Genomic DNA, 14584 nt, shown 5'->3' with positions numbered 1-14584 from the left:
GATTTTTAAACGGCTTATAGCTCAATTTTTGAAAAGATATAAACGTAGGTGTAATTGAGGTAAAACGTCAAATTAAACTTTAACTGTCGAGAATTACCAGATTGATGAATGTAGTAATATTATGTGACGGTAATCCCCCGAGGCCTGAACAACTAAAAGAGGCACTCAAACATTCATCCCTGTTCATCGCAGCAGACGGTGGCGCATTTATTGCGGAATCCATGGGAGTTAAGCCCGATATTATCATAGGAGACCTCGACAGCTATTCTGAAACAGGCTATGAGCAAGCAAGCGTAATTCACGACCCTGACCAGGAAACTAACGATCTTGAGAAAGCGTTAGCATACGCCTACAAACAGGAAGGGAAAGAAGTTATTGTTTTTGGTGCCACGGGTAAACGTTTGGATCATACGCTTAAAAATCTTTCTGTATTGAAACAGTTTAATAACCAGTTCAAATCGCTCGTTTTTAAGGACAAATATTCTGTCGTGTTCCTGCTTCCCGAAAATTTTGAAACAGAATTACCACTCGATACAACGGTTTCTCTTTTTCCGCTTTCGGGTAGAGTTGAAGGCATTACTACAACCGGGTTAAAATACGCTTTATCCAATGGCACACTTGAAAATGGAATACAGGATGGCAGTTCAAACTTAACCGTTGAAAAAAAGATCGAAATTAATCACAAAAAGGGAGACCTTCTCATCTTCATTAATCACAAAACTGACAGGTAGTGGAATCCACATTTTCTGTACTCGACTGGTTACTCGTTGCAAGTTATTTTGTATTTCTAATCTTGCTCAGCTGGAAAAAGGGATGGTCTTCCGATAATGAGGAAGAGTTTCTGTTAAGCGGCCGGAAAGTCACCCTTCCCGCATTTGTCGCTACATTGGTATCCACATGGTACGGTGGAATTTTAGGCGTTGGCGAATGGAGTTATCAATTTGGCATTTCCCAATGGCTCATCCTTGGCGCTCCTTTCTATATTTTTTCTGCACTTTTTGCAATTTTCCTGGCCGGTAAAATCCGCCTTAACAAGGCCCTGACTATTCCGGAGGCGATTGCAAACCGCTACAGTGAAAGAGCGGGACGTTTGAGCGCACTACCCATTTTTATCCTGGTAAGTCCCGCCCCGTATATTTTAATGCTTGGCCTGCTTTTCCAATTTCTTTCGGGCGGTGATGCACCGTTTCTTTTTTATGCCTCTTTGGTAGCTCTTTTCTCAGTGCTTTATATCACCATCGGAGGCTTTGGTGCGGTTATCCGAACCGATATCCTTCAGATTATTCTGATGTTTTCGGGTTTCATCATTTTACTCTTGTTTGCTATCGGTACGTTTGGTGGCTTTGGAGAGCTGTCAAATGCCGTTACGGACGTCCATTTCGACATCACCGGAGGAAACAGCCTTCAGTATATCCTGGTGTGGTTTTTCATCGCACTCTGGACATTTGTAGATCCCAGCTTCCATCAGCGAGCAGCGGCCGCAGAATCACCTGAAACTGCCCGTAAAGGTATTTTTGTATCCATCCTCTTTTGGATAGGATTCGACTTTTTAACAGCTTTTGCAGGACTTTATGCGTTTGCCATCCTTGGAGCGGGATTAGAACAACCGGTTCTGGCATACCCAATGCTGGCAGAAGAAATTCTGCCGATCGGTTTGAAGGGCCTCTTCTTTGTGTCGTTGCTGGCTACCATCATGTCTACCCTGGACAGTTATCTTTTTATTTCAGGTCAGACTCTTGGACGGGACTTTTTGGTCAAATATTTCCCCAAAACAAATCCCAATCTGCTCACCAGAATTGGAATATTGATCTCTGCACTTCTCGGAATACTGCTGATCATCATCTACCCGAGCGTCATTGATCTATGGTATGTTATCGGTTCTGTTTTCATACCGGGATTGTTGATACCCGTACTTGGAATTTACCTTCAGCCGTTTAAACTGAAGAACATATTCGTAATCGGTACCATGGTTGGAGCCTCGGCTGTATCTTTTTTCTGGCTCATTTTGGGGACAATGAGCCCGGATCAATCCGTCGGATACGCATTTTACGGAGTAGAACCATTTTATCCGGGATTGGCAGTAGCTATACTAATTTGGCTGGTTGGAAGAGGTGAAGACGAAGAGCCTTCAAGTTGATTTAAGCAAGTGGCTTAAATTGAGCTTATGGATAGGAATCAAATACTTGTTTTGAAAAACATCTTTTTGAATACCCAACAAACCTGTCCCTCTGAAGTCTACCACACAGTAATTATCTTCGGCACTCACCACTTCACCGATACCATAATACTCAGGTGACGGCCCATAGTACACCAGATCGCCCAGCTGAATGGGATTCGTTGCCCGCCGGTGATATGGATAAATCACCGGAAGCAGATCGAGCCGATATGAAAGCCGTCGATTTTTGGTACTCATGAATTAAATCGTATTTCCCGTTCCGAGGGACCTGTTGAGGTAATAGTTACGGTTTTGGAATGTGAAGGTAAAATTGCCCTTATTCGTTCAGGCCATTCAATAATACAAATTCCATCACCATAAAAGTATTCTTCTGCGCCTATCTCTAGCGCTTCCCGAACATCTTCGAGGCGATAGCAGTCAAAATGAAAAATTTCAATATTATCGCCCTGATACTCATTGATTAGCGCAAACGTAGGCGATGATACGATCTCTTTTTCAAGACCGAACGCCATGACAAAACCTTTGGTAAAGTGAGTTTTCCCGGCTCCCAAATCACCTTCCAGGCAAATTACATCTCCGGGTTTGGTTTGCTTTGCATAATCTTTTGCAATGCGGAACGTCTCTTCTTCACTGCGACTGATTTTCTTTTCCATTAACCTACTTTTTCGACTTCAAAACGGATACAGGCAAAATCATCTCCTCCATCGAGGCTCCGCCGTGCTGAAATGTATCTTTATATCGGTTTTGAAATTTGTGGTAGTTATTGGGATAAACAAAGAAATAATCCTCCTTAGCTATGATAAAACTGTTCGCAGGGGGATCTACAGGCAGCATATACTCTTCCGGCTTGTCGATGTAGATTGCCGCGTTCTCTTCCGCCCTGAGGTTGCGCCCATATTTATATCGCAAATTGGTTGCCGCGTCTTTATCACCAAAAACTTTCGTATCCCGCAATGCGCGAACCGAGCCGTGATCACTAGTAACAACTACAGTCACATCCTCGTCAGCCAACTCTTTAAAAATCTTCAACAGTGATGAATGCTGAAACCAGGTCTCTGTCAGTGATCGAAATGCAGGCACATCGGGAGCAATCTGTTTCAACACTTCTGAGTCTGACCGGCTGTGGACCAGTGTATCCACAAAATTATAAACGATGGCCGTAAGTTGAGTTTGCGTGTAATTTGAAATTTTTGACGCAATCCGGTTTCCATCCTCAGGATCGATGATTTTTTCATACTTCACCTGATCCGATAAGTGGTTCCGCTGCAGATATCTTTTCAGCAACTCCTCTTCGTGTCTATTCAGAGAGGTTTCATCCTGCCCCATCTCCCACAATTGCGGGTATCTGCGTTTTATTTCCTGCGGATACATCCCTGAAAAAATCGCGTTTCTGGAGTAAGGTGTTGCCGTGGGAAGAATGGAATAGTAATAGTCGGTATCAATGGTATAATATTCAGACAAGATCTGTTGAAACAACAGCCATTGGTCGTACCGCATGCAGTCGATCAGTACAAAAACCACCTTTTCGTCATTTCTCAATTTGGGGAACACTTTCTCTTCCAGTAAAAAAGGACTGAGAAGCGGATCATCATCATTCCCTTTCAGCCAGCTCCGATATTCCATTTTGATAAAGCGCCCAAATGCCTGATTCGCCTGCTGAAACTGATCCTGCAGCACTTGCTGAAGTCCTTCATCGCTCGACTCCAGGTTCATTTCCCAATGCGTTAGCGTCTTATAAATTTCAATCCAGCCCTTCCAGTCAGTGTCATCACTAAACCGAGCCGACAATTCATTGAAATTTTTAAGATAAGACTGTGCCGCCTTCTCATTTTGAATTCTCTGTTTATCCAGAATGCGTTTAACCGTAAGAAGAATTTGATTCGGATTGACCGGCTTAATCAAATAGTCTGAGATTTTACTCCCGATCGCGTCCTCCATGATCGATTCTTCTTCACTTTTCGTAATCATGACGACCGGCAGAGAGGGTTGTATGTTTTGAATCTGATCAAGCGTGGCAAGACCGTCCATTCCGGGCATTTGTTCGTCCAGAAAAACAATATCAAATGGTTTTCTCTTGATCAGGGATACTGCATCCTCGCCGTTCGTTACAGGAGTAATATCAAATCCCTTGTTTTCTAAAAAAATAATGTGTGCCTTGAGCTGGTCGATTTCATCATCAGCCCATAAAATTCGGTTTGCCATAAATATGTTTTAAAAGTTTCCCTGAAAATAGGGAAAGCACACGGGTATAGAAAAGCATATTGGGAACTGAGCAGAGAATTAAACTGATTTTTCAGCTTTTAACTAAATCACCAACTTATAATGTTATGAGTGGCTGAATTGCTTCCAGCCTTTTCTCGCCTATTCCTTTTATTTCCAGTAGTTGCTCTTTAAAAGTAAATGACCCGTTCTCTTTTCGCCACTCCAAAATCCGTGAGGCGTAAGCCGGTCCAATTCCGGGTAATTCCTGCAGCTTTTCTGCCGATGCTGTATTTATGTTTATCAACGAACCGGACACCGCCTTCGTGCTCTCTTTTGTTGAATCGGGCGGAATGGTATCTTTTTCTACTTCAATCAGGGAAGTTTCTGTCATCTGAACATCGTCTAGGGGCCGGTATCGTTCTAATATCTTTTCCCTTTCTGTGGCAAGCTGTGCACTTTTTGCTGCAAATATTGAATCCGATACGGAGTAATCAAACTCAGGTTCAGGAAAGATCAAATCAGTACCGGCATATGCAAACGTCATCATAATAGTAAGCACCATTAACAGTGATATTGCGATCCGTTCACTTCGTTTAATCTGAAGTCGTTCGAGAAAATAAAAGAGTCTTCGTTTCATAATTCTCTTGTTTAGGTAAGGTTGACAAAGGGTTTTTCAATCCATTCCCTTACCTTTATGAAACAAAAAATCGTAAATCCTTACAGTTTATTATCTACTTGTGATCTATGGATCAGCAAACATTTACTTTTGAGGGGAACAGTGCCGGCTGGTATAAAACCGGAACCGGCAAACCGTTGCTAATTCTTCATGGATGGGGAAGCAGTTCTGCAGTAATGACTCCGCTGGCTAAGAGTTTGAGCGATATTCGAACTTGTTATCTGGTAGATTTCCCGGGATTTGGAAATTCTCCGGAGCCTGATGAAGCCTGGGATGTCGACAAATACACCGATTTCACGGAAGCATTTATCAAAACTGTAATCAAAGAAGATTCTATTGATATTTTAGTTCACTCTTATGGAAACAGAGTGCTTTTAAAACTGCTGAACCGCAGTATCCGGGATATCATAGACAAAATAATAATTACAGGAGGAGCCGGCCTCAAGCCAAAACGGTCAGCCAAATACTATTTTAGAAAATACACCGCAAAAGTGCTTAAAGCGCCGTTTTCAATATTACCGGGCAAATTGCGGGAAAAAGGATTGGAAAAACTCAGGTCAACAAAACTTTGGAAATCCCTGGGGTCATCCGATTACAAACAACTCTCCGGCACTATGAGGGAGACGTTTGTGAAATCTGTAACTGAATACCTGGATGATTTGCTTCCCGGGATTGAGCATGAGGCACTGCTGATTTGGGGTAAAACAGATACAGCAACTCCGTTAGATCAGGCCTTCAAAATGGAAAAAGGACTAAAAAATGGAGTATTGGTTCAAATAGATAATGCGGGGCATTACGCCTTTCTCGATCAACAGGAGCAATTTATTTCTATCTGTCGAGCCTATCTTAAACCAACGAACCAACAGAGAAGTTAGAGTGCTGATTTATAAGATGTGCAGGGACCTTCCTCTTTGCCATTTTTCTCACACTCTTCGCGAGTTTCAAAACCTTTTTTGGAGAATTCAACAATGTCACCATTTTTTTTGACTTGTCTCCATCTCCATTCGCCTTTTAAATCTTCGTAAATTTCACACTTTGGCATAAGTATCGAATTAGGTTTGAGGTTTGTTTTTAAACGTTTTTTTGCATTCAATATTGCAAAACATAAGTCTATATAATACCGTAAGTGATTAGCAGTCACAAATTAATCTCAATAATTTCCGTACATCAACATCAACTCAGTTAATTTGATTGACCATTTTCATTCGAGTTACTGCAAACGTACATTTCATCAATCTCAAATTTTCAAATAATATACCATGGAATCGGAATCAACCCGAAAACTTGCTGTTCTAATCGATGCTGATAATGCTCAACCTTCAGTTATTGAAAATCTCCTTGCAGAAGTTGCCAAATATGGAGTTGCCAACGTAAAACGTATATATGGTGACTGGACCTCCCCTCAGCTTAAAGGATGGAAAGAAGTGTTGCTTAATTTTTCCATTCAGCCAATCCAGCAGTTCGGGTATACAAAGGGGAAAAATGCAACGGACAGTGCACTGATCATCGATGCTATGGACCTCCTTTACAGTGAAGGATTTGACGGTTTCTGTCTTGTTTCGAGCGACAGTGATTTTACGAAGCTGGCCGCCAGGATACGTGAATCCGGCCTTTCTGTTTATGGATTTGGTGAGAAAAAAACACCTGAGCCATTTGTTGCGGCATGCGACAAATTTATCTTTACAGAAGTACTTCGCGATGATGAAGAAGAGGCCGGCTCAAGTAAAAAAATGTCGCCTCTGGAACTAAAACAAGACACAAAACTTGTAAATCTGTTCCGTGGTGCAATTAAAGCCTCATCCGATGACAGCGGCTGGGCTCATCTCGCACCCGTGGGAAGCCATATTGCAAAGCAATCTCCCGAATTTGATCCCAGAAATTACGGCTATTCAAAGCTCGGAGAGCTCATCAAAGCTATGAAGCTTTTTGAGGTAGAAGAGCGTCCGGTGGGACAAGGGCAGTCCAAAGCAATATTTGTAAAAGATAAGAGACGTTAAACCCTTCACTTAAAATATAAACCAGCTGTTTAAAACGGCTGATTGAAATCCATCTTACTGACTCTTATCCATTATTTGGCAGTTACTTTTTCACTGTAAGTACCGCCTATATAATTTTTTACACTTTTAATATCTGCTCATTCTTACTTTGGGTTGAACTGTATAACTAAAGAGCTCAGCCAACATGCTCAAACATATTTTACTCTTTTTATCGACTGCACTTCTCTTAGTAGCCTGTACTGCAGATCAGTATGATGTTGTGATCACCAATGGAATTGTATACGACGGTTCCGGAGACTTTCCGGAAGATGCTGATATAGGAATTCGCGGAGATAAGATTGTTAAAATCGGAACAATTCATAATACCTCGGGAGCTAAAAAAGTAATCAATGCTGGCGGCAAAGCCGTCACACCGGGATTCATAAATATGCTGAGCTGGGGAGCCGGCTCATTACTAAACGATGGTCGATCCATGAGCGGTATCAAACAGGGAGTAACCCTCGAGCTATTTGGAGAAGGAAGCTCCGTCGGCCCTCTCAGTGAAGCGATGCAGCGCAGCCGGTGGGGAGAAAATCCGGACAACTATCTTTGGAAAACTTTCGGTGAAGGACTCGAATATTTGGAAAATAGCGGAGTTTCTACAAACGTGGGCTCTTTTGTAGGTGCCACAACACTGCGGATTCATCAAATCGGTTATAATGACCGTGAGCCAACCGCGGAGGAGATGGAAATGATGAAACAGTTAACAGACGAGGCAATGCGTGAAGGCGCGATGGGACTGGGTACATCACTAATTTACGCTCCCGCTTTTTATGCAAAAACGGATGAGCTTATCGAACTGGCCGGAGTTGTCGGAGATTATGATGGCATGTATATCTCTCACATGCGTAGTGAGGGAAACCGTTTGGTCGAATCGGTTGATGAGTTAATCGATATTGGAAGGGAAGCCGGCGTTCATGCAGAAATACATCACCTTAAAGCCGCCGGCAGACAAAACTGGGATAAACTGGATGAGGTAATTGAACTCGTTGAAGAGGCACGGGATAACGGCCAGTCTGTTACTGCAAACATGTATACCTACGATGCAGCAGCCACAAGCCTTGCCGCCATATTTCCACCGTGGACTCAGGATGGCGGACACTCTGCCTGGATTGAACGGCTCAAAGATCCCGAAACCAGGGAGCAGATAATCCAAGAGATCAAAACACCCACGGACGAGTGGGAGAATTTTTACCAGATGGCCGGTGGCGGTGATGGAATCATTTTAGTCGGCTTGCGAAGCGATGAGTTACAAAAGTATGTAGGAATGACTTTAAGTGAGGTTGCCGCCGAACGCGGTGATGAGGATGAAGTTCGTACAGCTGTAGACCTCACCATCGAAGACAACAACCGAATTGGAGCAATCTACTATCTGATGAGTGAAGAAAATGTACGGCGCCAAATCAAACTGCCCTGGGTAAGTTTCGGCTCCGACGGGGGGACATTTGCTGCTGAAGGTGATATTTTAAACAGGCAGATGCATCCGAGAGCATGGGGAAATTTTGCCAGGCTACTTGGAAAGTACGTGCGTGAGGAAAAACTGATCTCACTCGAAGAAGCTGTTTACAGACTTACCGGTCTTCCTGCCACCAACCTGAAACTGAATGATCGCGGTTTTCTAAAAGAGGGTTTTTATGCCGACATCGTTATTTTTGATCCTGAGACAATTGAAGATCACGCAACTTTCGAAAACCCGCATCAGTATGCGACAGGTGTAGAACACGTTTTTGTCAATGGAATTCAGGTTTTAAACAATGGAGAACATACCGGAGAATTCCCCGGACGTTTCGTAAAAGGGCCGGGTTACTACCTTTCACAAAATTAAGCCTCACATCATAAATGAAAGATAATTAAATCCTTCATCTATAAAGGACAGTCATATCTTTTTTTTGCCATTTGAAATCCCTGTGATTAGTTTCTTTTAAAACTTTGTACTGCTATTGGATATCATCATGCAGCGAACTACAGCCTGATTTACAGGGGCATCTATGTCTAAACTTTGGGAGAAATATAAACTGAGAGTCCGTCAAAACTGTATGGGTGATTTCACCCGGATAGACGGCCTGCAGTACTGGCGAAACAGGCTTTTTGCAAGTATTGTTGTATACCTGTTTCCTCTTGGAATTCTCATTCTGATTCCCTCGGCATTTGTTGTCTATTCGTTAAGTTTACCTGCTCTTACTGCAGCATATTTCTTGTTTGGTGTAGCCATTACCCTGATTTCACTATATGGTGGCTTTGAACTGAATCAAAGAAAGTATCTCTTTCTAACACTTATTTATACCGTAGCGACTGTTTTGATATTTTTTATGGGAGAACACGGCGCCGGATTGACCTATCTTTTTGGCGCCACCATTTTTGCGCTCCTTATTCTACCGACTAAAGCAGGAGTTCTCACAATCTACATCAATGTAGCAGTTTGTTTGATCCACGCAGCTTTGATCCATTATCAAATGGTTGACTATCCCCTTCGCGAAAGCTATCAGGTTGCGTCCTGGCTGGCTATTTCGGCTAATTCTATTTTGCTGAGTATTGTATCTGTAATTTTTCTTCCCATGCTTTTCAGGGGCTTACAGGAGACGATTGAGTCTCAGCAAAATTTAAAGCACAATCTCATCCAACATCAGCATGAGCTTGAGGAATCATTGGAAGAGAAAGAAACGCTGCTTGCTGAAATTCATCATAGAGTAAAAAACAATCTGGCCGTTATTTCCGGCATGCTTCATATACAGTCATTTAAAGAATCTGATAAGGAGATCCAGGAGAAGCTCCTGAATAGTACTCTTCGTGTAAAATCGATGGCCAATATTCATGAGCAGCTTTATCAGTCAAAGAACTTTTCAAAAATGGAGTTTGATGAAGGTCTGAAGAAATTGGTTGATACGATTTTAACAACCATAAATCACTCAAAAGAAGTTAATGTACATTACGACCTGGATTCAATTCATTTGAACATCAATCAGGCCGTGCCCTGCTCACTCATTGTTAATGAGGTTGTAACCAACTGCTTGAAACACGCTTTTAAAGATCAGGATACAGGGAAAATCGAGATTAGTTTAAAAAAGAGCGGGAATGAGGTGAATCTTAAAATTCTGGATGACGGAATAGGTATTTCAGAGCCTATAGATGATAGCGAATCTGAGTCGATTGGTGTGGAATTAATCCAGACACTGACCAAACAGCTGGAAGGTCAATATTTTTACAAATCCCGATCTGAAGGCAAGGGAACACTCTTTGAGCTGTCATTTGCTGTAAACTAAAGTTATAAATACTTCAAAATATTAATGCATATAGATCCGTATCAAAACTAATTCCGGGTATCCGCCAGCAGTTCCTGCAGTTCTTTTTCCATCCGATGTGTATCATAGTGATCTTTACCTCCGTGATTCTCCATTATCGCAATCGCTTCCCGATAAAGATCAACTGCGGCATCATATTGGCCCATCTGCTTGTACAATTTAGCAAGGGATCCCCGTACAAGTGCTCCTGAATTTTCACCGTATTGCATTGTTTGAATCTCAAGAGCTCTTTCAAGCAAAAACTCAGCTTCCTCGAACCTTTCCATTTCCGCAAGTGTGGTTGCAAGTCCCACAGAAGCACCACTAACTACCACATGATCATGCCCCAACAGCTCTTTCCAAAGATTAAGAGATTTCCGGTTGTAATACTCCGCGCTATCCAGAACACCGGCGCTTCTGTAGGCATTACCCATATGACCATACCCTTCAGCCGTAGACGGATGATTATCTCCAAAAACGTCTTTTCGGATCTTTAAATTTTGTGCATACAAATCAATTGCATCATCATACTTCTCCCGATCCAACAGGAGAGACGCGAGTCCGGTAAGCGGATGAAGAATCTCACTCTTGTCATAGCCATGCACCTCTGTCAGAATCCGGAGAGCTTCCCTGAAATATTTTTCCGATTTATCTTGATCTATATCATACGTTTTATATAAATCCCCTAAAAAAGTCAGCGATTTTGCCACATCCGGGTGCTCCGGTCCAAGTTTACTCTTTCGGATCTCCAGCGCCTCTTGAAAATATGCAATTGCCTTATCCGGGTTTGCACTGCTCCGCTCAATTTTTCCTACCTGCATCAGTGCATCAGCCGTCAGCAGATGGTCGTCTCCGTACAGTTCTCTCCTTATCCTAAGCGCCTCTTTACGGAGCTCTTTAGATTGGCCAATTCCAGTGACCGGAATCCACGCCCCCATTTTGAGCATTGAGTTTGCAACTTCCGGGTGATACATTCCATATTCCTGTTTAAGAATCTCCAAAGCCTCATTGTGAAGAGAATAGGCTTTATCATAATTCCCCAAACGGGTTTGTGCCACAGCAAGATCATTTAAATAATGTGCTAAATGATTATTATGATTACCAGCGTTCTGCCGGTGAATCTCAACAGCTTTTTCCAGAATTTCTGCTGCATCAGCATACCTTCCGAGACTGACGTAAACCTGGCCGATCACATTATACATGTTAGCCTGCACCTCGGGTTGAGTGCTGAGCATATTCGCCTCCTCCAGTCCGCGGTCCAGCAGCTCCCTTGCGGTTACCTGATCCGCGGGTTCAACCCGTGGATCTCCGGCCTCAAACATACCCATCATAAAATCGACCACCTGTTCTGATTTCTCAGTCTCTTGCTCGGCCCGTTCCAGGGCAGCCTGCGTTTGTTGTGAATGCCAGGTAATACTTATTGCATATACAATTATGAGAGTAAGAATAACAGCCGAAGAAGCCGTCCCTGTTTTGTGACGAATGATAAACTTTTTAGTTCGATACAGCTTGGAGTCAGAATAAGCTGAAACCGGATGACCTTGAAGGTAATTCTTTATATCATTTGAAAATTGCTCGGCCGAATTATATCGTCGTTCAGGTTCTTTGTGAAGGGCCATCAGGGTGATGGTATCCAAGTCCCCTTTCAGCCGGTTTTTCCATCTCTTATTAATCTTTTCAGTTGTTTGTACCGTTTTAGATTGATCCTCCTTATCAAAATGCGTTCCTGTTTTAAGTCCAACTGAACTTGGCCGTGCAGGCTGCGTTGTGCACACTATATTCTCAACCTGACCGGGAGACTTATTTTTCAGATTAAATGGCCTGCAACCGGTAAGCAGCTCATACAGAACTACCCCCAGCTGATAGATATCAGATGCGGTGGTGATCGGTTCTCCCCTGATCTGTTCAGGACTGGCGTAGGATGGTGTAAGCGGCAACATTCCAGGTTGCGTGAGTGGGGCAGACGTTTCTATGTCACGATCATCACCCATTACTTTTGCAATACCAAAATCGAGCAGCTTCACACGGCCGTCATGCGTCACCAGGATGTTGGATGGCTTCAGATCGCGATGTACAACCAGCTTGCTGTGTGCATACTGAACCGCGTCGCAGATGTCCAGGAAAAGATTTAGTCGCTCTTTAATATCCAGCCCCTGGTCGTTGCAATAGGTATCGATTGGAGTGCCTTTTACGTGTTCCATCACATAATACGGCTGTCCGTGGGAGGTTACCCCTCCATCCAGCAGACGGGCTATATGTTCATGATTGAGCGATGCGAGTATCTGTCGTTCACTTTTGAAACGCTTCACCTGCTTCTCATTTGCAAAGGCGTCTCGTAACAGTTTTAAAGCAACCTGCTGCTTAAACTCACCATCAGCCCGTTCAGCCAGGAACACGCTTCCCATACCGCCGTGACCAAGTTCTTTGATAATCCGGTAGTTTCCGATTTCCTCCCCTTTCATATATCCAACTTTGGCGTCCGATATAGCAGACATCCTTATCTCATCCAGCGATCGATCAAGAGCCCCGGTTTCCTCATGGGCCTTCAGCAGTGACAGTACTTCTTCCCTCAGTTTATCGTTACCCTCACATGCTTCCTGAATAAACCGCTTCCGTTCAGCCTCCTCAAGTTCAAGGGCTTCGGTGAAGATCTGTTTTATTTTTTTCCAATTTTTCATGGCAAAGTGCATAGCGCCTCGCGCATAGCGTAATTCGCGCCTAAACCTAAGTGTTCAACTTGTTAACAATAATTGAAGCGTTACGATTATCCTGCAGGATTTATCATGTTATTGTTTGATTGTGTACCTACATAAACCAGAATCTCAAAACACCTTACATTTTTTTATAAATCTATGCTATGCGAAAGGCACCAAACGCCATGCTCTATACGCTTAGCCCTTTGCACCATGCGCATTGCCCTTAGCGATTTAATGATTTTTGAAAGTTTGTGATTTTTCTGCAGAGTTTATCCAGTTCCTCAGAGATTACTTCTTTGTCTGACTCAGAAACCAATCCTCTTCGATTCATTAATATCAGTATATTCGCATTTTCAAAAGTTGAATTCCTTGCATATTCCAGATATTGAATAAACACTTTATTCGACCTTGACCCTGATCCCTCAGCAATATTGTTTGACATGCTCATGCCTGCTCCTCTTAACTGATCCGCAAATCGATAGAGCCTTTTTCGTTCAAGATCATCCGCTATATCAAAAAGACAATCAGCTATTTTAACTGCCAGCTCCCAAATTTCTAAATCCTCAAATCTGAACTTTGCCATAATTTCATCCATATAAGTTATTGTTTGATTGTATACTTATATGAACCAAAAACTCATAAATCCTTACACTTTTTGATGGTGCATGGGGCAAAGCGCATAGCGAATGGCAGCCATGCGCTATGCGCTTAGCGCTCAGCGCCAAGCTCTCTATTCAACCAGGCACGTGCCATTTTCCAATCACGGCTGACTGTTGGCTCTGAGATACCCAGTGTATTTGCGGTCTCCTCAATAGTCAACCCTCCAAAGAAACGACACTCCACCACTTTAGCCTGCCGTTCATCAATCTCTGCGAGTTTTTTTAGCGCATGGTCTACAGATATAATCTCCTCCAGGTTCATTTCCCGTTTTATATGCTCTTCACCTAATGTTACTCTTTGATTGTCTCCGCCACGCTTTTGCGCGTTCTGTTTTACGGCATAATCCACCAGTATATTTCTCATCACCTGCGAGGCAATTGCAAAAAAGTGGCTCCGGTTTTGCCAGTCGATACGATTGAAATCCACCAGCTTAAGGTAGGCCTCATGAACCAGGGCTGTAGCGCTGTAAGTATGATCGGGACGTTCTCCAACCAGGCGGCCATATGCCATTTTGTACATCTCATTATAGACAAGTGGTATCAGTTCATCCAATGCATGTTCATCACCGGCGGTATGCTTCTTGTAAAAGCATTGTAATATCATCTTCATCCATAATTATTTCCCTCTTCCACTCTAAAAACTCTTCGCCGTAAATCTTTCGGCTAATCTTATTTGATAGACTCTTCAGCTTTTTTCGGCTTTATCATTATAGGAGGGTTCTCTCATCCCTCAACAGAAGTTCTTACATCTTTTTAAATAACTAAACCTAAGTCAATTTTCAAACACTCAGAATGTACGCACATTTTAAACCCCCATGAATTTAGCTGAACCGATATGACACCTGTAAAACCATATCTGTG

14 protein-coding genes are annotated in these 14584 nt (G+C 42.8%); 6 read left to right on the top strand and 8 right to left on the bottom strand.

All coding sequences use genetic code 11. The features are described from left to right. Nucleotides 1-104: 104 nt before the first annotated feature. On the top strand, nucleotides 105-731 hold the full coding sequence (locus tag U5K35_RS17045; RefSeq protein ID WP_322572723.1) for a thiamine diphosphokinase: 627 nt from the start codon (nucleotides 105-107) through the stop codon (nucleotides 729-731). Beyond that, nucleotides 731-2137: a sodium:solute symporter family protein gene (locus U5K35_RS17040; RefSeq protein WP_322572722.1), complete on the top strand. Its 1407-nt coding sequence runs from the start codon at nucleotides 731-733 to the stop codon at nucleotides 2135-2137. Before U5K35_RS17045 ends, U5K35_RS17040 begins: the two co-directional genes overlap by 1 nt. Here U5K35_RS17040 and U5K35_RS17035 read toward each other — a convergent pair. From U5K35_RS17035 to U5K35_RS17020, 4 genes are all read right to left on the bottom strand, one after another. Beyond that, on the bottom strand, nucleotides 2129-2413 hold the full coding sequence (locus tag U5K35_RS17035; protein WP_101073349.1) for a hypothetical protein: 285 nt from the start codon (nucleotides 2411-2413) through the stop codon (nucleotides 2129-2131). The two genes, U5K35_RS17040 and U5K35_RS17035, sit on opposite strands and share 9 nt — an antisense overlap. After that, nucleotides 2410-2829 (bottom strand): tRNA (adenosine(37)-N6)-threonylcarbamoyltransferase complex ATPase subunit type 1 TsaE, encoded by a 420-nt coding sequence (tsaE, locus tag U5K35_RS17030; protein WP_322572721.1) that lies wholly within the window; start codon nucleotides 2827-2829, stop codon nucleotides 2410-2412. The genes U5K35_RS17035 and tsaE overlap by 4 nt, the downstream gene beginning before the upstream one ends. Before the next feature lie 4 nt (nucleotides 2830-2833). Next, complete coding sequence (locus U5K35_RS17025) at nucleotides 2834-4378, bottom strand: response regulator (protein ID WP_322572720.1); 1545 nt, start codon at nucleotides 4376-4378, stop codon at nucleotides 2834-2836. Nucleotides 4379-4493: 115 nt separating this feature from the next. Continuing rightward, on the bottom strand, nucleotides 4494-5015 hold the full coding sequence (locus U5K35_RS17020) for a helix-hairpin-helix domain-containing protein (protein WP_322572719.1): 522 nt from the start codon (nucleotides 5013-5015) through the stop codon (nucleotides 4494-4496). 107 nt (nucleotides 5016-5122) lie between these two features. Here U5K35_RS17020 and U5K35_RS17015 point away from each other — a divergent pair, with 107 nt between their 5' ends. Further along, nucleotides 5123-5929 (top strand): alpha/beta hydrolase, encoded by an 807-nt coding sequence (locus U5K35_RS17015; protein WP_322572718.1) that lies wholly within the window; start codon nucleotides 5123-5125, stop codon nucleotides 5927-5929. On the opposite strand, the gene U5K35_RS17010 is transcribed toward U5K35_RS17015, so the two are convergent. Next, nucleotides 5926-6096: a hypothetical protein gene (locus U5K35_RS17010; protein WP_322572717.1), complete on the bottom strand. Its 171-nt coding sequence runs from the start codon at nucleotides 6094-6096 to the stop codon at nucleotides 5926-5928. The genes U5K35_RS17015 and U5K35_RS17010 overlap by 4 nt on opposite strands. A gap of 217 nt (nucleotides 6097-6313) precedes the next feature. On the opposite strand from U5K35_RS17010, the gene U5K35_RS17005 reads away from it, so the two are divergent. The 3 genes from U5K35_RS17005 to U5K35_RS16995 all read left to right on the top strand — a co-directional run bounded on the left by U5K35_RS17005 (nucleotide 6314) and on the right by U5K35_RS16995 (nucleotide 10350). Continuing rightward, nucleotides 6314-7051, top strand: coding sequence for an NYN domain-containing protein (locus U5K35_RS17005; RefSeq protein ID WP_322572716.1), 738 nt, complete (start codon nucleotides 6314-6316; stop codon nucleotides 7049-7051). Between the two features lie 184 nt (nucleotides 7052-7235). Next, nucleotides 7236-8915 (top strand): D-aminoacylase, encoded by a 1680-nt coding sequence (locus U5K35_RS17000; RefSeq protein WP_322572715.1) that lies wholly within the window; start codon nucleotides 7236-7238, stop codon nucleotides 8913-8915. 163 nt (nucleotides 8916-9078) lie between these two features. Beyond that, nucleotides 9079-10350 carry a sensor histidine kinase gene (locus U5K35_RS16995; protein WP_322572714.1) on the top strand — a complete coding sequence of 424 codons (1272 nt, stop codon included), beginning with the start codon at nucleotides 9079-9081 and terminating at the stop codon, nucleotides 10348-10350. Between the two features lie 47 nt (nucleotides 10351-10397). Here the strand turns inward: U5K35_RS16995 and U5K35_RS16990 are convergent, their stop codons facing one another. The 3 genes from U5K35_RS16990 to U5K35_RS16980 form a co-directional block, all read right to left on the bottom strand. Further along, nucleotides 10398-13046: a serine/threonine-protein kinase gene (locus U5K35_RS16990; RefSeq protein WP_322572713.1), complete on the bottom strand. Its 2649-nt coding sequence runs from the start codon at nucleotides 13044-13046 to the stop codon at nucleotides 10398-10400. A gap of 241 nt (nucleotides 13047-13287) precedes the next feature. Further along, nucleotides 13288-13659 (bottom strand): four helix bundle protein, encoded by a 372-nt coding sequence (locus tag U5K35_RS16985; protein ID WP_322572712.1) that lies wholly within the window; start codon nucleotides 13657-13659, stop codon nucleotides 13288-13290. Between the two features lie 113 nt (nucleotides 13660-13772). Next, nucleotides 13773-14327, bottom strand: a complete 555-nt coding sequence (locus tag U5K35_RS16980) for a sigma-70 family RNA polymerase sigma factor (protein ID WP_322572711.1) — start codon at nucleotides 14325-14327, stop codon at nucleotides 13773-13775. Nucleotides 14328-14584: the final 257 nt, after the last annotated feature.

Origin of the sequence: Rhodohalobacter sp., from assembly GCF_034521535.1 — a bacterium.
Taxonomy (GTDB): domain Bacteria; phylum Bacteroidota; class Rhodothermia; order Balneolales; family Balneolaceae; genus Rhodohalobacter.
The sequence above is the reverse complement of the archived record's forward strand: the minus strand, read 5'-3'. Positions and strand labels throughout refer to the sequence as shown.

Coding starts and splice junctions, on each gene's coding strand:
- U5K35_RS17020 (WP_322572719.1), bottom strand. CDS start 5,015: ATGAAACGAAGACTCTTTTATTTTCTCGAACGACTTCAGATTAAACGA.
- U5K35_RS17005 (WP_322572716.1), top strand. CDS start 6,314: ATGGAATCGGAATCAACCCGAAAACTTGCTGTTCTAATCGATGCTGAT.
- U5K35_RS17025 (WP_322572720.1), bottom strand. CDS start 4,378: ATGGCAAACCGAATTTTATGGGCTGATGATGAAATCGACCAGCTCAAG.
- U5K35_RS16985 (WP_322572712.1), bottom strand. CDS start 13,659: ATGGATGAAATTATGGCAAAGTTCAGATTTGAGGATTTAGAAATTTGG.
- U5K35_RS17000 (WP_322572715.1), top strand. CDS start 7,236: ATGCTCAAACATATTTTACTCTTTTTATCGACTGCACTTCTCTTAGTA.
- U5K35_RS16990 (WP_322572713.1), bottom strand. CDS start 13,046: ATGAAAAATTGGAAAAAAATAAAACAGATCTTCACCGAAGCCCTTGAA.
- tsaE (WP_322572721.1), bottom strand. CDS start 2,829: ATGGAAAAGAAAATCAGTCGCAGTGAAGAAGAGACGTTCCGCATTGCA.
- U5K35_RS17010 (WP_322572717.1), bottom strand. CDS start 6,096: ATGCCAAAGTGTGAAATTTACGAAGATTTAAAAGGCGAATGGAGATGG.
- U5K35_RS17015 (WP_322572718.1), top strand. CDS start 5,123: ATGGATCAGCAAACATTTACTTTTGAGGGGAACAGTGCCGGCTGGTAT.
- U5K35_RS17035 (WP_101073349.1), bottom strand. CDS start 2,413: ATGAGTACCAAAAATCGACGGCTTTCATATCGGCTCGATCTGCTTCCG.
- U5K35_RS16980 (WP_322572711.1), bottom strand. CDS start 14,327: ATGATATTACAATGCTTTTACAAGAAGCATACCGCCGGTGATGAACAT.
- U5K35_RS16995 (WP_322572714.1), top strand. CDS start 9,079: ATGTCTAAACTTTGGGAGAAATATAAACTGAGAGTCCGTCAAAACTGT.
- U5K35_RS17045 (WP_322572723.1), top strand. CDS start 105: ATGAATGTAGTAATATTATGTGACGGTAATCCCCCGAGGCCTGAACAA.